This window comes from Micromonospora nigra (assembly GCF_900091585.1).
In the GTDB taxonomy this organism is placed as follows: Bacteria; Actinomycetota; Actinomycetes; order Mycobacteriales; family Micromonosporaceae; genus Micromonospora; species Micromonospora nigra.
The window spans coordinates 25,986-43,557 of sequence record NZ_FMHT01000003.1 but is presented as its reverse complement, the minus strand read 5'-3'; the positions used below and the strand labels follow the sequence as shown (position 1 = coordinate 43,557).

The following is a 17,572-nucleotide window of genomic DNA, read 5'->3' as shown; positions in this document are numbered from 1 at the left end:
GGGAGTTGTGATGGGCCAGACGCCGGTCGTCCGCGCCGCCGTGATGAGCGACGTCGCCCGGCTCGCCGGCGTGTCGCACCAGACGGTGTCGCGGGTGCTGAACAACCACCCGAGCGTGCGGCCCGAGACGCGGGAGCGGGTGCTGCGGGCCGCACGCCAGCTCAACTACCGTCCCAACGCCATGGCCCGGGGCCTCGCCGGCCGGCGCTCCCGGGTCATCGGCGTGGTCAGCTTCGACACCATCCTGTACGGTCCGGCGGCCACGCTGCTGGGCGTCGAACGTGCCGCCCGCGCCGCGGGCTACGGGATCAACATCGTGGCGTTGGAGCGGATCGACCGCGTCGGGATGACGGCCGCCATCGACGCGTTGACCGAACAGTCGGTGGCCGGGGTCGTCATCATCGCCCCGATGATGACGGCGGCCCTGGCCGTGCACGGGCTGCCCACGGGGGTGCCGGCGGTGGTGGTCGAGTCCGGTGTCGGCACCGGCGAACTGCCGAGCATCTCGGTCGACCAGGTGGCCGGCGCCCGCATGGCCGTCGAACACCTGCTCGGTCTGGGGCACGAGACGGTGTGGCACCTCGCGGGCCCGCAGGACTGGCTGGAGGCGCGGGACCGGGCCGACGGGTGGCGCCGGGCCCTGGAGCGGGCCGGGCGGCCCGTGCCGTCGGTCGTCACCGGGGACTGGAGCCCGCGGGCCGGCTACGAGATCGGGCAGCGACTGGCGGCGCGGCGGGACGTGACGGCGGTCTTCTGCGCCAACGACCACCAGGCGCTCGGCCTGCTGCGGGCCCTGCACCAGTACGGCGTGCGGGTGCCCGAGGACGTCAGCGTGGTCGGCTTCGACGACATTCCGGAGTCGGAGTACCTCACCCCGCCGCTGACCACCGTCCGCCAGGATTTCGACGAGGTCGGCCGTCGGTGTGTGGCGGCGTTGCTGGAGCTGCTCGACGACGGGGTCGGCCCGACGCGCACCGGGCATCCCCTGGTGGACCCGCTGCTCGTGGTGCGCGACAGCAGCGCGGCACGGCGCAGCTGACGGCGCCGCCCCCGGGTCTTTCGGGTGGACGCCGGGCAGGCGCCCGGCCGGGGATCGTGGCCGGGCGCCGCGCGGGCGTTGGGTGGCGCGGTCAGGCGATCGTGCAGGCGGTGCCGTTGAGCGTGAACGAGGACGGACGGCCGGTGGTGCCGGTGTGGGTGGCCTGGAAGCCGAACCCGACCGAGCCCCCCGGTGCGATGACGCCGTTGTACGAGAGGTTGCGGGCGGTCACCGCGCCGCTGGACGGTGCGTACGTCGCGTTCCAGCCGTTGGTGATGGTCTGACCGGCGGGCAGCGGGAACGCCAGGGACCAACCGTCGACCGCCCTGGTGGAGGTGTTGGTGACGGTGATCGCCGTGGTGAGCCCGGTGTTCCAGGCGTTGACCGTGTAGGAGACGCGGCACTGGCCCGTCGACGGCGGCGGCGTGCTGGGCGGCGGCGTGCTGGGCGGCGGCGTGGTTGGCGGCGGCGTGGTTGGCGGGGGAGTGCTGGGCGGCGGCGTGCTGGGCGGGGGCGTGCTCGGCGGGGGCGTGCTCGGCGGGGGTGTCGTGGGCGGCGGGCTGGTCGGCGGCGGGGTGCCGTCGAGGCCGAAGAAGCGGATCGCCTGGGCGGCGTCGACCGGCAGGTTGTGCGGCACCCCCTGCATGCTGATCGCCTCGACCGGCGCGGTGCCGCCGCTACCGCCGTAGCGGGTGCGGGTGTAGCCGGCCTGCGGCGTGTCCGTGTACGTCGGCGTCTGGCTCAGCCCGTGCACGTTGGTCCACTGCTTGATCTGCTCGCCGAAGTTCGGGTAGCGCAGCACCTCGTCGTCGGTGCCGTGCCAGGTCTGCATGCGCGGGCGCGGTCCGGTGTAGCCCGGGTAGGCGTTGCGTACCAGGTCGCCCCACTGCTGCGGGGTGCGGACGAGTTGGCCGTTGGCGCAGTCGCTGTTCCACTCGGAACCGTTGGTGGTGGCGAAGCACCCGAAGGGGACGCCGGAGAAGGCGGCCCCGGCGCTGAACACGTCGGGGTAGAGACCGAGCAGGACGTTGGTCATCATCGCCCCGGAGGAGATGCCGGTGGCGAAGATCCGGTCCGGGTCCACCGGGTAGCGCTGCCGGACGTGGTCGATCATGGATGTGATGCCGACCGGGTCGCTGCCGCCGCCGCGGCGCAGCGCCTGCGGGGAGGAGACGTCGAAGCACTGGCTGCTGCGGGTGACCGAGGGGTAGACGACGATGAAGCCGTACCGGTCGGCCAGGGCGGCGAACTGGGTGCCGGAGTACATGGCCGGGCCGGTTCCGGTGCAGTAGTGCACCGCGACCACCAGCCCCGGTCGGGGCGCCACGGCGTCCGGCACGTACAGGTACATGCGCAGGTTGCTGGGGTTGGCACCGAAGTTGGTGACCTCGGTCAGCGTGGCGGCCGTCGCGGGGGCGGGCACCGACACGGCGGCGAGCGCGGCCAGGGCCGCCGTGGCCAGGGCGGCGCACAGCAGCCTCAACTGTCGTCTCATGGACTGTTCCTCCGGAAGGATCGCGGACGGGTGCGTCGTTCCGGTCGGGGCTGCCCGGCACCCGACCGATTCCGGCTCAGGAACATCGACGATTATCTATCACGCCCGTCCCGGCGGCAAGGGCCGACGGTCGTCGTTCCGGCCGGGTGTCGGCCGCGTCGACCGGGTTGTCGGGGCCGGTTGTCCGGCCGGCGGGTGCCGCGCGGGCTGATGATGGTCGGAGAGGTGGGACGCAAGTACCCCCTGGGGGTACTTGATCTGATACCCCTGGGGGGTATACGGTCGGGGTGGAGGTGACGTCATGACCCACGAACACGCGCCCGCGGGGGCACATCACCAGTCTCCCGGCGGCGGCCCCCACGGTGGCGGGCACGACAAGCACGCCGGACACGACCCCGAGCAGTTCCGCCGCAAGTTCTGGCTGAGCCTGGCGCTCACCGTGCCCATCGTGGTCACCAGCCACATGGTGATGGACTGGTTCGGCTACGAGCTGGACTTCCCCGGCATCGAGGCGGTCGGGCCCGTCCTCGGTTCGGTCGTCTACCTCTACGGTGGCTGGCCGTTCCTGGAGGGCGCCATCCGCGAGGTCCGGGACCGGGCCCCCGGCATGATGCTGCTGATCTCGATGGCCATCACGGTCGCGTACGTCGCCTCCATGGCCACCAGCCTCGGCGCGTTCGACCTGGACTTCTGGTGGGAGCTGGCCGCGCTGGTGACCATCATGCTCCTCGGGCACTGGCAGGAGATGAAGGCGATCGGCCAGGCGAGGGGGGCGCTCAGTGCCCTCGCCGCGCTGCTGCCCGACGACGCCGAGCGCGTCACCACCGACGGTGAGGTGCAGCGGGTGCCGGTCGCCGAGCTGCGCGTCGACGACGTGGTGCTGGTCCGCTCGGGCGCCCGCGTACCGGCCGACGGGGTCGTGGTGGACGGCGTCGCCGAACTGGACGAGTCCATGGTCACGGGGGAGTCCCGGCCGGTCTCGCGGGGGGTGGGGGACAGGGTGGTGGCCGGCACCGTGGCCACCGACTCGGCCCTGCGGGTCCGGGTCGACGCGGTCGGCGAGGACACCACGCTGGCCGGCATCGGTCGGCTCGTCGAGCAGGCGCAGGCCTCCAGCGGGCGGGCCCAGGTGCTCGCCGACCGGTTCGCGGCGACGCTGTTCTACGTCGCCAGCGCCGCCGCCGTGCTCACCTTCGTGGTCTGGGGGTTCCTCGGCGACGTCGACCAGTCCGTGGTGCGGACCGTGACGGTCCTGGTGATCGCCTGCCCCCACGCGCTGGGGCTGGCCATCCCACTGGTGATCGCGTTGTCCACGGCGCTGTCGGCGCGGGCCGGCATCCTGGTCAAGGACCGTATCGCCCTGGAACGGATGCGTACCGTCGACGCCGTGCTGTTCGACAAGACCGGCACCCTGACCAAGGGGGCGCACACGGTCAAGGGAGTCGCCGCCGTGACCGGCATGAGCGAGGACGATGTGCTGCGGGTCGCCGGGGCCGTCGAGTCCGACAGTGAACACCCGCTGGCCAGGGCACTGGTGACGGTGGCCCGGGACCGGGGACTGCCCGCGCGGGCCACCGACTTCCGCTCGCTGACCGGCCGTGGGGTGCAGGCGACGGTCGACGGCACCGCGTACGCCGTCGGCGGGCCGGCCCTGCTGCGCGACCTCGACGTCACGGTGCCGCAGGAACTGGCGGGAGCCGAGCGGAACTGGTCGGCGCGGGGTGCGGCGGTGCTGCACCTGCTCCGGCTGTCCGAGGGTGCGCCGCCGGCGGTGATCGGGGCGTTCGCTCTCGAGGACGAGGTCCGACCCGAGGCTCGGGAGGCCGTCGCCGAGCTGCGTCGCCACGGCGTGCGCAAGATCGCGATGATCACCGGGGACGCCCGGCCGGTCGCCGAGGCCGTCGCCGCCGACCTGGGCTTCCGGGCGGGGGTGGACGAGGTGTTCGCCGAGGTGCTGCCCGCCGACAAGGACCGGGCGGTGGCCGACCTGCAGGCGCAGGGGTTGACCGTGGCGATGGTCGGTGACGGCGTCAACGACGCCCCGGCCCTGGCCCGCGCCGACGTGGGACTCGCCATCGGTGCCGGCACCGACGTGGCGATCGAGTCCGCTGGGGTGATCCTGGCCTCCTCGGACCCGCGCGGGGTCCTCGCGGTGATCCGACTGTCGCAGGCCTCGTACCGCAAGATGGTCCAGAACCTGGCCTGGGCGGCCGGCTACAACGTGGTGGCGATCCCGCTCGCCGCCGGGGTGTTGGCCTGGGCCGGGTTGACGCTCAGCCCGGCGGTGGGCGCGGTGCTGATGTCCGCGTCCACCATCGTGGTGGCGCTCAACGCCCAACTGCTGCGGCGGGTGCGGCTCACGCCGGCTGCCTGACGCCGTGCCGGGGCGCGACCCCCGGCAGCCTGACGGCGGCGCCACGCGAGCTTCGGGTCGGCCCGTCACGATGTCGAGGGCCCGGGACTGCCTCGCAGCGCGACGGTCGGCCCCGGCGGCGGCGCGCTCAGCCGCGCTTCATCAGACGGCCGACGGCGGCCATCATCTCGGTGGCCATCTCGTCGGCGCGGCCCTCGACGGCGCCCTCGTGCATGCAGTGCCGGGCGTGCCCGTCGAGCAGGCCGAGGGCGACCTTGTCGAGGGCGGCCTGGATGGCCGAGATCTGGGTGAGCACGTCGATGCAGTAGCGGTCCTCGTCGACCATCTTCTCGATGCCCCGGACCTGCCCCTCGATGCGGCGCAGCCGGCCGAGCAGCTGGTCCTTCGTGGCGGTGTAACCCCGGGTCGGAGGCGGCGTGGGTGCGGTCATGGAACGAGGATAACGTACCCCTCGGGGGTATGGTACGGTCGACGCGGCGATACCCCTGGCGGGTATGGTTGCCGTGAGGAATCGGACACCTGCGTCCCGTCATTACCCCTAGGGGTATATGGTCGGGACGGCGAGAGGAGCGAGCGATGACCACCACGACCTACCGGGTGACGGGCATGACCTGCGGGCACTGCGTCAACTCGGTCAGCAGCGAGATTAGCGGCATCGACGGCGTGCGCGACGTCACCGTCGACCTCGGCAGCGGACAGGTCACCGTGACCAGCGAGGCGCCCCTGGACCCGGCGGCCGTCCGGGCCGCCGTCGACGAGGCCGGCTACGAACTCGTCGACGCCTGACCGACCCACCCCACCCGCAGAAACCGAGGTAGCAGCTATGAACACGGCGACGAAGCTGAGCGGTTTCGCGCTCGGCCTCGCGGCGGTGTTCGGCGCGGCGTACGGGGTCGGCCAGGCCGCCGACCCCGTCGCCCCGGCCGCCGAGACCCGTCACGAGGAGGCCGCCGGCCACGGCGGCACCGACCACGACGCCAGCGCGACGGACACGGACGCCCACCTTCCCGGCGGGCTGCTCGTCTCCGACCGCGGCCACACCCTCACCCCCGTCGCCGCGCCGGCCGGTGAGTTCGCCTTCCGGATCATCGGGCCAGCCGGTCGTCCCGTCACCGACTTCGACGAGGCCCACGACAAGCGCATGCACCTCATCGTCGTCCGGCGGGACCTGTCGGGCTTCCGGCACGTACACCCCGAGATGGACCCCGACGGCACCTGGCGCGTCACCTCGCCGCTCGGCGAGCCCGGCAGCTGGCGTGCCTTCGCCGACTTCACCCCGACCGGTGGCGAACCACTGACCCTCGGCACGGACGTGGCGGTGCCCGGCCCGTTCACCCCGCGCACCCTGCCCGCCCCGGCGGCCACCACCACCGTCGACGGGTACACCGTGACCGTCGACGCCGCCCCCGAACCGGGCCGCAGCTCCCGACTCACCCTCACCGTCAGCCGCGACGGCGTCCCGGTCACCGACCTGGAGCCCTACCTCGGCGCGTACGGGCACCTCGTCGCGCTGCGTCAGGGCGACCTGGCCTACCTGCACGTGCACCCGGACGGTGAGCCCGGCGACGGGCGCACCCGGCCCGGCCCGCAGGTCACCTTCCACGCCGAGGTGCCGTCCTCCGGCACGTACCGCCTGTTCCTCGACTTCCAGCACGGCGGGACGGTCCGCACCGCGGAGTTCACCCTGACCGTCGGTGACGCCCCGGCCGCCGCGCCGGCTGGTCCCGCCGCCGTGCCCGCCCCGACGGTCACCGCCGGGCACGGCGAGCCCGGCCACGGCCACGACTGAACCCGGAGCCCCTGAGATGACCACACCCGCCAAGCCGCTGCGCGTCGCACCGAACCAGATCGAACTGGCGATCGGCGGGATGACCTGTGCCTCCTGCGCGGCCCGGATCGAGAAGAAACTCAACCGCCTCGACGGGGTGAGCGCCACCGTCAACTACGCCACCGAGAAGGCCACCGTCCGGTACGCCGACGACGTCACCCCCGACGACCTGATCGCCACCGTCGAGAAGACCGGCTACACCGCCGCCCTGCCACCCCCGCCCACCCCCGACGCGACCGACGCCGTCGCCGAACCGGTGGACGAGCTGCGGGGCCTGCGTACCCGGTTGTGGGTGTCGGTGGCGCTGAGCGTGCCGGTGGTCCTGCTGGCGATGGTGCCGGCCTGGCAGTTCACCTACTGGCAGTGGCTGTCGCTGACCCTGGCCGCCCCCGTCGTCGTCTACGGCGGCCTGCCGTTCCACCGCGCCGCCCTGGTCAACCTGCGTCACGGCGCGGCGACCATGGACACCCTGGTCTCGCTGGGCACCCTCGCCGCGTTCGGTTGGTCGCTGTGGGCGCTGTTCCTCGGCACGGCCGGCACGCCGGGGATGACCCACCCGTTCAGCTTCGACATCACCCGCGGCGGCGGCGCGGGCAACATCTACCTGGAGGCCGCCGCCGGGGTGACCACGTTCATCCTCGCCGGCCGTTACTTCGAGGCCCGGGCGAAACGCACCGCCGGGTCGGCCCTGCGGGCCCTGCTGGAACTCGGCGCGAAGGAGGTCGCGGTGCTCCGCGACGGCGTCGAGACGCGCATCCCCGTCGACCGGCTCACCGTCGGCGACCGGTTCGTCGTGCGACCGGGCGAGAAGATCGCCACCGACGGTACGGTCGACGAGGGCACCTCGGCGGTCGACGCCAGCATGCTCACCGGCGAGTCCGTGCCGGTCGAGGTCGGTCCCGGTGACCCGGTCGTCGGCGCGACCGTCAACGCCGGCGGCCGGCTGGTGGTCACCGCCACCCGGGTCGGTGCGGACACCCAGCTCGCCCAGATGGCGAGGCTGGTCGAGCAGGCCCAGACCGGCAAGGCCGCCGTCCAGCGCCTCGCCGACCGGATCTCCGGGGTCTTCGTGCCCGTCGTGATCGCCCTCGCCGTCGCCACCCTCGGCTTCTGGCTCGGCAACGGCGGCGGGCCGACCGCCGCGTTCACCGCCGCCGTGGCGGTGCTGATCATCGCCTGCCCCTGCGCCCTCGGGCTGGCCACCCCGACCGCCCTGCTCGTCGGCACCGGCCGGGGCGCCCAGCTCGGCATCCTCATCAAGGGCCCCGAGATGCTGGAGAGCACCCGCACCGTCGACACCGTCGTGCTGGACAAGACCGGCACGGTCACCACCGGCACCATGACCCTGGTCGACGTCGTCCCCGCCGCCGGCGAGGACGCCGCCGAGCTGCTGCGGCTGGCCGGGGCGCTGGAGGCCGCCTCCGAGCATCCCATCGCCCGGGCGGTCGCCGCCGGTGCCGCCGAGGCCGGTCCGCTGCCGTCGGTGACCGGGTTCGCCAACGTCGAGGGCCTCGGCGTCACCGGCGTCGTGGCCGGCCGTGAGGTCACCGTGGGCCGGCCGCGCCTGCTCACCGAGCGCGGTGTCGAGGTGCCCGCCGAGGTGGCCCGAGCCGCCGCCGACGCGCAGGCCGCGGGGCGGACGGCGGTGCTGGCCGCCTGGGACGGCCGGGCCCGTGGGGTGTTCGCGGTGGCCGACCGGGTGAAGCCGACCAGCCGGGCCGCGGTGGCCGGACTGCGTGGCCTGGGTCTGACCCCGGTCCTGCTCACCGGCGACAACACCACCGTCGCGCGGGCGGTCGCCGCCGAGGTCGGCATCGAGGAGGTGATCGCCGAGGTGCTGCCCGCCGACAAGGTGGACGTCGTCACGCGACTGCAGGGCGAGGGAAAGGTCGTCGCGATGGTCGGCGACGGCGTCAACGACGCCGCCGCGCTCGCCCAGGCCGACCTGGGCCTGGCGATGGGCACCGGCACGGACGCGGCGATCGAGGCCTCGGACCTGACCCTGGTCCGGGGTGACCTGACCGCCGCCGTGGACGCCATCCGGCTGTCCCGCCGCACGCTGCGGATCATCAAGGGCAACCTGTTCTGGGCGTTCGCCTACAACGTGGCCGCCCTGCCGCTGGCCGCCGCCGGGCTGCTCAACCCGATGATCGCGGGCGCGGCGATGGCCTTCTCCTCGGTCTTCGTGGTGGCCAACAGCCTGCGCCTGCGCGGCTTCCGCCCCGCGGCCTGAGCCGCGCCGGCCGGTGGCGGTCCGGTGACCCTACTCGGTCACCGGACCGCCACCGGTGCGGGTGGGCGTCAGTGCCGTCCGCGGTGGCGGCGGTAGCGGCGGATCAGGGTCGCGGTGGACGAGTCCACGTCGGCGAACTCCGCGTCCTGCCCGGTGAGCAGCGGGGCGAGCTGGTTGGCCATCACCTTGCCCAGCTCCACCCCCCACTGGTCGAACGGGTTGATGTTCCAGATCACGCCCTCGGTGAGCACGATGTGCTCGTACAGGGCGACGAGCTGCCCGAACGTGGCCGGGGTGAGCCTGTCGGCGACGATCGAGGTCGTCGGATGGTTGCCCGCCATGACCTTGTGCGGCACCAGCTCCGCCGGGGTGCCCTCGGCCGCCACCTGTTCGGCGGTGCGCCCGAACGCCAGCGCGGCGGTCTGGGCGAAGAAGTTCGACATGAACAGGTCGTGCATGTCGCCGATGTCGTGGTTCGGCTCGCTGAACGCGATGAAGTCCGCCGGCACCAGCCGGGTGCCCTGGTGGATCAGCTGGTAGAAGGCGTGCTGGCCGTTGGTGCCGGGCTCGCCCCAGAAGATCTCCCCGGTGTCGTACGACACCGGGGTGCCGTCCACCGTCACCGACTTGCCGTTGCTCTCCATGGTCAGCTGTTGCAGGTACGCCGGGAACCGGTGCAGGTACTGCGAGTACGGCAGCACCGCGTGGGTCTGCGCGCCCAGGAAGTTCGTGTACCAGACGTTGAGCAGGCCCATCAGCACCGGCACGTTGCGCTCCAGCGGCGCGGTGCGGAAGTGCTCGTCGACGGCGTGGTAGCCGGCCAGCATCTCCGCGAAGCGTTCCGGCCCGACCGACAGCATCACCGACAGGCCCACGGCTGACGGCAGCGAGTACCGGCCGCCCACCCAGTCCCAGAAGCCGAACATGTTCTCCGGGTCGATGCCGAAGTCGCGTACCCGCTGGTCGCTGGTGCTGACGGCGACGAAGTGCCGGGCCACGGCGGCCTCGTCGCCACCCAGGCCCGCCACCAGCCACCGCCGGGCCTCCCGGGCGTTGGCCAGGGTCTCCTGAGTGGAGAAGGTCTTCGACACCACGACGAACAGCGTGCTGGCCGGGTCCAGGTCCGCGACGGCGCCGTGGATGTCCGTCGGGTCGATGTTCGACACGAACCGGCAGCTCACACCGCCGTCGGCGAACGCCTTCAGGGCCTCGTACGCCATCACGGGCCCCAGGTCGGAGCCGCCGATGCCGATGTTGACCACGGTGCGGATGCGCTCGCCGGTGTGCCCCACCCACTGCCCGGAGCGCACCCGCCGGGCGAACGCGGCCATCCGGTCGAGCACGGCCTGCACGTCGGCGACGACGTCCTGCCCGTCGACGGTCAGCGAGGCGCTCCGGGGCAGCCGCAGCGCGGTGTGCAGCACCGCCCGGTCCTCGGTGGCGTTGATGTGCGCGCCGGAGAACATCGCGGCGACCCGCTCGGCCAGGCCGACCCGCTCGGCCAACGCGGTCAGCAGGCGCAGCGTCTCGTCGGTGACCAGGTTCTTGCTGTAGTCCACGTAGAGGTCGGCCACCTCCGCGGTCAACCGCTCGCCGCGCGTCGGGTCGGCGGCGAACAGGTCCCGCAGGTGGGTCTCGCGGATCTCGTCCGCGTGCGTGCGCAGGGCCTGCCACTCGGCGGTGGTGGTGACATCCGCAGCCATCGGGTCGATCGTCTCCCTCGCAGGAATGGGGTGCCTCGGCGCGGGTGCGCCGACGGGCGGGTGATCCCAGCCTGCCATCACGAAGATCGTCCCGCGACTTCGACGCGACGAGGTGACCGGATGGTGGTCGCCGGGTCACCGGCTTAGCCACCCGGACGGTAGGGCAAGGTGGAGGAATGACGACCGTGATCCCGAGCGCGCCCGACCGTGAACCCTCCGCCGCCCGGCAGACCCTGCTGATCCTGGGTGCCAGCGGTGACCTGACGGCCCGGCTGCTGCTGCCCGGCCTGGGCCGGCTGGTGGCCAGCGGCACGGCACCGGAGATCACGCTGATCGGCAGCGGACGCGACGACTGGGACGACGGGCAGTGGCAGCGGCGGGTGACCGACTCGTTCGCCACCGTCGGTGCCGACGGGCCCCGCGAGGCCGCCCTGATCCGCGAGGCCCGGTACCTGTCCGCCGACGTCACCCGGGAGGACGACCTGCGCAGGCTGCTCGCCCTGTGCCAGGGACAGCTGGTGATCTTCTTCGCGCTGCCGCCCATGGTCACCGCGCGGTCGGCCGCCGCGCTGTGCCGTGCCGGGCTGCCGCCCGGCACCCGGCTGATGCTCGAGAAGCCGTTCGGCACCGACAGCATCTCCGCGCGTTCGCTCAACGACCTGCTCACCGAGTTGGTGCCCGAGGAACAGGTGCACCGCATCGACCATTTCCTGGGCAAGTCGACGGTGCTGAACATCCTCGGCCTGCGGTTCGCCAACCGGATCTTCGAGCCGGTGCTCAACGCGTCCCACGTCGCCTGCGTCGACATCGTCTTCGACGAGACGTTGGGCCTGGAGGCACGGGCCGGCTACTACGACGGGGCCGGCGCGATGGTCGACATGGTGCAGAGCCACCTGCTCCAGGTGCTCGCCCTGCTGGCGATGGACGCCCCACCCACCCTCACCGCGCGGGAACTGCGCGACCGCAAGGCGCAGGTGCTGCGGGCCACCCGGCTGTGGGACGACGATCCGGCGGCCTGGAGCCGCCGGGCCCGGTACGCGGCGGGGGAGGTCGCCGGCCGGCGGCTGCCCGCGTACGCGCAGGAGCCGGGCGTCGACCCGGCCCGAGGTACGGAGACCCTGGCCGAGGTGGTGCTGGCCGTGGACACCTGGCGGTGGGCGGGGGTGCCGTTCCGGCTGCGCTCGGGCAAGGCGATGGCCGCCACCCGCAAGGAGGCCATCGTGACCTTCCGGCAGCCCGCCCGGGTGCCCGACGGCCTGGTCGGCTACGAGCACCCGGACCGCCTGCGCATCGGCTTCGGCCCGGACCGCCTCGGCCTGGACGTGAACATCAACGGCCCCGGCAACCCGTTCGAGCTGGAGCAGGTGCGGCTGGCCGCCGACTTCGGCCCGGGTGACCTGCCCCCGTACGGCGAGGTGCTGCGGGCGGTGTTCGAGGGTGACCCGACGCTGTCGGTGCGCGGTGACATCGCCGAGGAGTGCTGGCGGATCGTGGAGCCGGTGCTCGGTGCCTGGCGGGCCGACGAGGTGCCGTTGACCGAGTACCCGGCCGGCAGCCGCGGCCCGGCCGACTCGCTGATCGGTCCCGTGCCCGGCTGAGCCGGGATCCGCGTCGTGGGGGTGTGCCACCGGGGCGCCCCCGGTTTCCGGATGATGGGAATGTTGCCGTCGGGTTGCCCACGCGGCCGGGAATCGGTGGAGGTCGCGGGTGTGCGAAGCCCACCGGTCGACTTCTTCTGTTCATGATGGCCGCCGATGTTGCCCGGCGGGGATGCGAACCCCCATCATGATTGCGCAAAGTCACAGCGATGATGCTGTGTGTGACGCGCGTCTGAGGAAGGGTCCGACATGAATCGGATGGAACGGGTGTGGCGACGTCTCGTGGCCCCCACGTCGGCCGGTTGGCCGCTGGCGCTGCTGCGCATGGCGGCGACCGCCCTGGCCACCGTCGTCGCCGGCGGTGCCGCCGCGGTGGCGATCGCGGCACCGGCCAGTGCGGCGACGACGACGAGGATCTGCAAGAGCTCGCCGGTGCCCGCCGGGTAGGTCGTCACCGCCGAGGGTTCGTCGAACTCCTGCCCGTGCGGCTTCCCCGACACGAGACCATCCGGCTGCCCTGACGATCGGCAATGCGGCCCCGCCCCCGGTGCGTCCACCGGCGGCGGGGCCTTCGCCCGTCACCGCCAGACCTGTACGTCCTCGGCGGCGAGGACCCGCCGCCCCTCGAAGTCCCGGTAGGCGGCCGGCCCGCCCAGCCGGTAGCGGTCGGTGAGGTCGTCGTAGTCGAAGCTGACCACGGTGCCGCGCACGGTGACCAGTTGCGGGGCCTGCGGTGGCACGTCGGGGGTGAGCACCAGCAGGACGCCGTTGGTGAGGTCCACGTCGCGCACCACGAACGCCCCGTCGGCGACGACCTCCCCGACGGAGGCGGTGACGGTCAGCCGATCGCCCAGCTCCGCCCGCGCGATCGTGCTGGTCGGTCCCTTACGTGACAGCTCGGGAGCGGGCTGCGGCTCGGGATCGTCCGAGCAGCCGACGGCGGACAGCGCCGCGACCAGCGCCACGGCCAGCAGCCGGGGACGAGTGGGCATCGCTGGGCCTCCTCACGGTTCGGTCCCTACTCTCATTCCCCGCCACGTCGCGGAAAGACCGCGACCGCATGACGGTTGCGTGACATCGCTCGCTCCGCAGCTGCTCCCCGCGCGGGTTAGGCGGTCGACGCGGGGATGTGTCTTCCGTGTATCACCCGGACGTCATAGTCTGTCGATGGAAGCGCTCCCATTTCGACGGGGTGGTTCGTCCGCCCTGCCCTTCGCACACCTCCACCACCAGAGGAACGCACATGTCCGTACGCACGACACTGCTGGCCGCCGGCGCGGCGGCCGGCATCATGATGGGGTTGACCGCCGCCGTGCCGGCGGCCAGCGCCGCCCCCGAGCCCGGTGCGGTCGCCGCCGCCGCGCCGACGGCCGACTGGCTGCACACCGACGGCAACCAGATCGTCGACTCCGCCGGTAACCAGGTCTGGCTGACCGGCGTCAACTGGTTCGGCTTCAACGCCTCCGAACGGGTCTTCCACGGCCTGTGGTCGGCCAACATCGAGACGATCACCCGGCAGATGGCCGAGCGGGGCATGAACATCGTCCGGGTGCCGATCTCCACCGAGCTGCTGTTGGAGTGGAAGGCCGGCCAGACGGTCGTGCCGAACGTCAACACCTACGTCAACCCGGAGTTGGCCGGCAAGAACAACCTCCAGGTCTTCGACCACTGGCTCCAACTGTGTGAGAAGTACGGCCTGAAGGTCATGCTCGACGTGCACAGCGCCGAGGCCGACAACTCCGGCCACGTCTACCCGGTCTGGTGGAAGGGCACGATCACCCCCGAGCTGTTCTACCAGGGCTGGGAGTGGATCACCGACCGCTACAGGACCAACGACACCATCATCGCGATGGACATCAAGAACGAGCCCCACGGCACCCCGACCCAGCCGCCGCGCGCCAAGTGGGACTCCAGCACCGACCAGGACAACTTCAAGTACGCCTGCGAGACCGCCGGGCGGCGCATCCTGGCGATCAACCCGAACCTGCTGATCCTGTGCGAGGGGATCGAGGTCTACCCGCGCCCCGGCGAGACCTGGGACTCGCCGAACACCGACCCGGACCGCAGTCCCAACTACTTCTACAACTGGTGGGGCGGCAACCTGCGCGGCGTCGCCGAGCACCCGGTCGACCTGGGGGCCAACCAGGACCAACTTGTCTACTCTCCGCACGACTACGGACCGCTGGTGTTCGAGCAGCCCTGGTTCACCGGTGACTTCGACAAGGAGTCGCTGATCGACGACGTGTGGCGGCCCAACTGGCTCTACATCCACGAGAACGACACCGCGCCGCTGCTGGTCGGCGAGTGGGGTGGCCGGCTCGGCCAGGACGAGCGGCAGGACAGGTGGATGGCCGCGCTGCGCGACATGATGGGCGAGTACGGCATCCACCACACCTTCTGGTGCCTGAACCCGAACTCCGGCGACACCGGTGGCCTGCTCGAGGGTGACTGGACCACCTGGGACGAGACCAAGTACAACGAGATCCTCAAGCCGGTGCTGTGGCAGCACGACGGCAGGTTCGTCGGCCTCGACCACCAGGTGCGCCTGGGCGGCGTCAACTCCACCACCGGTATCAGCCTCGCCGAGCGCTACGCCGGCGGCGGTGGGCCCGGCGACACCACCGCCCCGACGGCTCCGGGGCGCCCGGCGGCCACCGACGTCACCGCCACCGCCGCCACGCTGAACTGGGCCGCGTCGACCGACGACGTGGGAGTCACCTCGTACGAGGTGCTGCGCGCCACCGGCACCGGCGCGGCGACCGTGGTCGGCACCGTGTCCGGCACCACCTTCCGCGCCACGAACCTCACCGCGGAGACGTCGTACACGTTCACGGTGCGGGCCCGCGACGCGGCGGGCAACGTGTCGGCGGCCTCGCCCGCGTCGACCGTCACCACCCTCGCGCCCGGTGGCGGTGGTGGTGGCGACGAGGGCTGCGCCGCGACCTACCGGGTGCTCAACTCGTGGCCGGGGGGCTTCCAGGCGGAGGTGACGGTGCGCAACACCGGCACGGCGGCCACCGGCGGCTGGACGGTCAGCTGGACCGCGCCCGCCGGCACCGCGATCTCCTCGCTGTGGAACGGGAAGCTGACCACGTCCGGCTCCACGGTGACGGTGCGCAACGAGGCCCACAACGGGCAGCTCCCGCCCGAGGGGAGCACCACTTTCGGGTTCACCGGCACCGGCTCCGGTGTGCCGAGCGACCTGAGCTGCGTCGCGTCCTGAGCCGTACCGCGTCTTGAGCGCGTACCGCGTCCTGAGCCGTACCGCGTCCTGAGCGCGGCCCCCGCCCCGCCGGCATCCGGCGGGGCAGGGGCCGCCCGGGAGCCGGTCACGGCCCCGGACGACCCCTCGCGGCCCGGGCCTGGAGGGGCCGCGCCCGCCGCGTACGACCACCCGCGGGGGTCTCAGGCCAGCCGGATGGCGTCCCCCTCGACGTCGACGGCCGCCACCGGCAGCGGGGAAGCCGCCGGGCCGCTCTTCACCGAGCCGTCGGCGATGTCGAAGACGCTGTTGTGGCAGGCACACACGATGCTTCCGTCGGTGACCGAGGTGACCGTGCAGCCCTGGTGGGTGCAGCGGGCCGAGAAGGCCCTGATGGTGCCCGCCACCGGTTGGGTCACCACCACTGCGGCCCCGGCGAAGATCCGCCCGCCGCCGACCGGGATGTCGGCCACCGTGGTCAGGGCCGGGGTCTGCGTGTCGTCGGTCGGCGTCGCGCTGTCGCCCGGGCCCGCCGCCGCGGGCGCGGCGGGCCGAGCCGCCGGCTCGCCGTAGGTCTGGCAGCCGCTCAGCAGCGCGGTCACGCCCGCCGCGCCGGTGCCGGCCAGGATGGCCCGCCGGGACCGGCAGCAGCCGGCCGGGTCGTCGTTCATTCCGTTGCCCTTCGCGTGGTCTACAGCTGGACGCCGAACGTGGTGAAGAACCAGACCGACGAGGTCAGGAAGACGCCGACCAGGGCGGCGAAGACGACCCCGCCGACTGCCGGCAGCACCCAGCCGGCGAGCCCGCGCCTGGGCAGGGCCAGCATCTTCGTCGCGAACGCCCCGAAGAAGAGGCAGCCCAGCACCGAGTGGGTGAGCGTGCGCACGTCGTCATCGGCGAGGCCGAGCGCGTAGAGGCAGTGCACCGCGACGGGCACGCTCAGCAGGAACGCCACCCGACCGGACCAGCGGTGGGCGGCGCCGGCCCAGGTCGGCGAGAGGCCGCCGAGGCGACCCCACATGGCCAGCGCCGAGAGGAGCTGGACGACGGCGAACAACATCGCGCCGGTGCCCAGCCACACCTTGACCGTCATGGGCGACGAGAAGCCGGCCACGTTGACCGCGATCCCGGTCGGCGGGTGGGTGCGGCCGTAGACGCCGAGCGCGACGGCCACGCCCGCGCCGACGAGCAGCGGCACCACCAGCGAGGCCCGGGGCCCGTCGGACGGCTCGGGTGCCGGGGCGTCGAGGTCGCGCAGCTCCTCGACGACGGGTTCCGGAGCCGGCCGGCGGGGGGCCGTGCGGACGCCGCTGCGGTGTCCCGCCATCACCGGGCCCCGGGGACGACCGGCGCGGCGGTGATGGTGACGTCGTCGACGACGGTGCTCCAGAACGCCGGATCCAGCGGCGGTGCGGGGACCGGCGTGCCGTTCCAGGTGACGATGCCGATCTGGGTGCCGTCGGGCAGGACTATCCAACCGCCGTCGACGCCGGCGTCGCGCACGTCGGCGGTGGCGCGGTAGACGGCCGGGGCGGTGCTGCCGGTCGGCTTCGCGGTGAACTTCCACCGCCGTACCCCGACGATCATCTCGCCGGACGCGCTGTTGCCCCTGATGGCCCCGGTCAGCTTCGCGTCCCTGCCGGTCAGTTCGATCCTGCCGTCGGTCACGGTGCCGGACAGCCAGAGCTCCATCTTCCGGCCGTCGCAGACGTACGCCTCGGCCTTGCCGTCGGCGGCGACGGTGATGGCGATGGTGGCGCCGTTCTCCAACCGACCGGTCCAGTTCTGCTCCACGGTCGCCTCCGCGCCGCCGGATCGCGCCTCGGGTGACGCCGGCGGTGACGTGGCGGCGGGCCGGGTCCCGGCGGGGTCCGGGTCGGCGGGGGCGTCGCCGAGGCCCTCGGTCGACGGGGCGGTGGCCGGTGGTCCGGTCTCCGCCGCCGGTGGGGCGGGTGGGGCAGCCTGTGCACTCATCGTGAACAGGACAGCAGCCGTCACGGCCCCCGACAGGAGGGTGAGCAACGGGGTCAGGCGCTTCATGGGCCACTCCCTTCACGGGGGGATACGGCTGGCGGCGGCGGGTCGTTCAATCTGGCGGCC

At 72.9% G+C, this 17,572-nt stretch carries 15 protein-coding genes; 8 read left to right on the top strand and 7 right to left on the bottom strand.

Annotation, left to right across the window (positions count from 1 at the left end):
- Positions 1–10: 10 nt before the first annotated feature.
- A complete protein-coding gene (locus GA0070616_RS00930) occupies positions 11–1,039 on the top strand; it encodes a LacI family DNA-binding transcriptional regulator (protein WP_091074909.1) in 1,029 nt (342 codons plus the stop codon).
- 91 nt (positions 1,040–1,130) lie between these two features.
- On the opposite strand, the gene GA0070616_RS00925 is transcribed toward GA0070616_RS00930, so the two are convergent.
- Entirely contained in the window at positions 1,131–2,534 is a 1,404-nt protein-coding gene (locus GA0070616_RS00925; protein ID WP_091074907.1) for an extracellular catalytic domain type 1 short-chain-length polyhydroxyalkanoate depolymerase, read from the bottom strand.
- A 301-nt stretch (positions 2,535–2,835) separates the two neighbouring features.
- Between GA0070616_RS00925 and GA0070616_RS00920 the strand changes: the two genes are divergently transcribed.
- Positions 2,836–4,908, top strand: coding sequence for a heavy metal translocating P-type ATPase (locus tag GA0070616_RS00920; protein ID WP_091074905.1), 2,073 nt, complete (start codon positions 2,836–2,838; stop codon positions 4,906–4,908).
- A 127-nt stretch (positions 4,909–5,035) separates the two neighbouring features.
- Here GA0070616_RS00920 and GA0070616_RS00915 read toward each other — a convergent pair whose 3' ends face one another.
- Positions 5,036–5,338: a metal-sensitive transcriptional regulator gene (locus tag GA0070616_RS00915; RefSeq protein ID WP_091074903.1), complete on the bottom strand. Its 303-nt coding sequence runs from the start codon at positions 5,336–5,338 to the stop codon at positions 5,036–5,038.
- A 146-nt stretch (positions 5,339–5,484) separates the two neighbouring features.
- Between GA0070616_RS00915 and GA0070616_RS00910 the strand changes: the two genes are divergently transcribed.
- Genes GA0070616_RS00910 through GA0070616_RS00900 form a run of 3 tightly spaced genes read left to right on the top strand, consistent with a single transcriptional unit; the run spans position 5,485 to position 8,969 of the window.
- Entirely contained in the window at positions 5,485–5,694 is a 210-nt protein-coding gene (locus tag GA0070616_RS00910) for a heavy-metal-associated domain-containing protein (RefSeq protein WP_091074901.1), read from the top strand.
- A gap of 37 nt (positions 5,695–5,731) precedes the next feature.
- Positions 5,732–6,697: a hypothetical protein gene (locus tag GA0070616_RS00905; protein ID WP_091074899.1), complete on the top strand. Its 966-nt coding sequence runs from the start codon at positions 5,732–5,734 to the stop codon at positions 6,695–6,697.
- Positions 6,698–6,713: 16 nt separating this feature from the next.
- Positions 6,714–8,969, top strand: a complete 2,256-nt coding sequence (locus GA0070616_RS00900) for a heavy metal translocating P-type ATPase (RefSeq protein ID WP_091089590.1) — start codon at positions 6,714–6,716, stop codon at positions 8,967–8,969.
- Between the two features lie 68 nt (positions 8,970–9,037).
- On the opposite strand, the gene pgi is transcribed toward GA0070616_RS00900, so the two are convergent.
- On the bottom strand, positions 9,038–10,672 hold the full coding sequence (gene pgi / locus GA0070616_RS00895) for a glucose-6-phosphate isomerase (RefSeq protein WP_091074896.1): 1,635 nt from the start codon (positions 10,670–10,672) through the stop codon (positions 9,038–9,040).
- A 176-nt stretch (positions 10,673–10,848) separates the two neighbouring features.
- Between pgi and GA0070616_RS00890 the strand changes: the two genes are divergently transcribed.
- Together GA0070616_RS00890 and GA0070616_RS00885 are read left to right on the top strand one after the other, a co-directional pair.
- A complete protein-coding gene (locus GA0070616_RS00890) occupies positions 10,849–12,270 on the top strand; it encodes a glucose-6-phosphate dehydrogenase (protein ID WP_091074894.1) in 1,422 nt (473 codons plus the stop codon).
- 249 nt (positions 12,271–12,519) lie between these two features.
- On the top strand, positions 12,520–12,717 hold the full coding sequence (locus tag GA0070616_RS00885; RefSeq protein ID WP_139128817.1) for a hypothetical protein: 198 nt from the start codon (positions 12,520–12,522) through the stop codon (positions 12,715–12,717).
- Between the two features lie 131 nt (positions 12,718–12,848).
- Here the strand turns inward: GA0070616_RS00885 and GA0070616_RS00880 are convergent, their stop codons facing one another.
- Positions 12,849–13,262 (bottom strand): hypothetical protein, encoded by a 414-nt coding sequence (locus GA0070616_RS00880; RefSeq protein ID WP_091074890.1) that lies wholly within the window; start codon positions 13,260–13,262, stop codon positions 12,849–12,851.
- A 251-nt stretch (positions 13,263–13,513) separates the two neighbouring features.
- On the opposite strand from GA0070616_RS00880, the gene GA0070616_RS00875 reads away from it, so the two are divergent.
- Positions 13,514–15,493: a cellulase family glycosylhydrolase gene (locus tag GA0070616_RS00875; protein WP_091074888.1), complete on the top strand. Its 1,980-nt coding sequence runs from the start codon at positions 13,514–13,516 to the stop codon at positions 15,491–15,493.
- A 182-nt stretch (positions 15,494–15,675) separates the two neighbouring features.
- On the opposite strand, the gene GA0070616_RS00870 is transcribed toward GA0070616_RS00875, so the two are convergent.
- From GA0070616_RS00870 to GA0070616_RS00860, 3 genes are read right to left on the bottom strand one after another with little or no spacing between them, the layout of a single operon-like run.
- On the bottom strand, positions 15,676–16,143 hold the full coding sequence (locus GA0070616_RS00870) for a Rieske (2Fe-2S) protein (protein WP_091074886.1): 468 nt from the start codon (positions 16,141–16,143) through the stop codon (positions 15,676–15,678).
- A gap of 20 nt (positions 16,144–16,163) precedes the next feature.
- Positions 16,164–16,799, bottom strand: coding sequence for a DUF6529 family protein (locus GA0070616_RS00865; protein ID WP_091074884.1), 636 nt, complete (start codon positions 16,797–16,799; stop codon positions 16,164–16,166).
- The gene (locus GA0070616_RS00860; protein WP_091074882.1) at positions 16,799–17,512 is read right to left on the bottom strand and encodes a hypothetical protein; all 714 of its coding nucleotides are present in this window, start codon (positions 17,510–17,512) and stop codon (positions 16,799–16,801) included. Before GA0070616_RS00860 ends, GA0070616_RS00865 begins: the two co-directional genes overlap by 1 nt.
- Between the last annotated feature and the right edge of the window lie 60 nt (positions 17,513–17,572).

What these genes read in the sequence shown, in the direction of transcription:
- GA0070616_RS00930 (WP_091074909.1), top strand. Translation starts at nt 11, where the DNA reads ATGGGCCAGACGCCGGTCGTCCGCGCCGCCGTGATGAGCGACGTCGCC.
- GA0070616_RS00925 (WP_091074907.1), bottom strand. Translation starts at nt 2,534, where the DNA reads ATGAGACGACAGTTGAGGCTGCTGTGCGCCGCCCTGGCCACGGCGGCC.
- GA0070616_RS00920 (WP_091074905.1), top strand. Translation starts at nt 2,836, where the DNA reads ATGACCCACGAACACGCGCCCGCGGGGGCACATCACCAGTCTCCCGGC.
- GA0070616_RS00915 (WP_091074903.1), bottom strand. Translation starts at nt 5,338, where the DNA reads ATGACCGCACCCACGCCGCCTCCGACCCGGGGTTACACCGCCACGAAG.
- GA0070616_RS00910 (WP_091074901.1), top strand. Translation starts at nt 5,485, where the DNA reads ATGACCACCACGACCTACCGGGTGACGGGCATGACCTGCGGGCACTGC.
- GA0070616_RS00905 (WP_091074899.1), top strand. Translation starts at nt 5,732, where the DNA reads ATGAACACGGCGACGAAGCTGAGCGGTTTCGCGCTCGGCCTCGCGGCG.
- GA0070616_RS00900 (WP_091089590.1), top strand. Translation starts at nt 6,714, where the DNA reads ATGACCACACCCGCCAAGCCGCTGCGCGTCGCACCGAACCAGATCGAA.
- pgi (WP_091074896.1), bottom strand. Translation starts at nt 10,672, where the DNA reads ATGGCTGCGGATGTCACCACCACCGCCGAGTGGCAGGCCCTGCGCACG.
- GA0070616_RS00890 (WP_091074894.1), top strand. Translation starts at nt 10,849, where the DNA reads ATGACGACCGTGATCCCGAGCGCGCCCGACCGTGAACCCTCCGCCGCC.
- GA0070616_RS00885 (WP_139128817.1), top strand. Translation starts at nt 12,520, where the DNA reads ATGAATCGGATGGAACGGGTGTGGCGACGTCTCGTGGCCCCCACGTCG.
- GA0070616_RS00880 (WP_091074890.1), bottom strand. Translation starts at nt 13,262, where the DNA reads ATGCCCACTCGTCCCCGGCTGCTGGCCGTGGCGCTGGTCGCGGCGCTG.
- GA0070616_RS00875 (WP_091074888.1), top strand. Translation starts at nt 13,514, where the DNA reads ATGTCCGTACGCACGACACTGCTGGCCGCCGGCGCGGCGGCCGGCATC.
- GA0070616_RS00870 (WP_091074886.1), bottom strand. Translation starts at nt 16,143, where the DNA reads ATGAACGACGACCCGGCCGGCTGCTGCCGGTCCCGGCGGGCCATCCTG.
- GA0070616_RS00865 (WP_091074884.1), bottom strand. Translation starts at nt 16,799, where the DNA reads ATGGCGGGACACCGCAGCGGCGTCCGCACGGCCCCCCGCCGGCCGGCT.
- GA0070616_RS00860 (WP_091074882.1), bottom strand. Translation starts at nt 17,512, where the DNA reads ATGAAGCGCCTGACCCCGTTGCTCACCCTCCTGTCGGGGGCCGTGACG.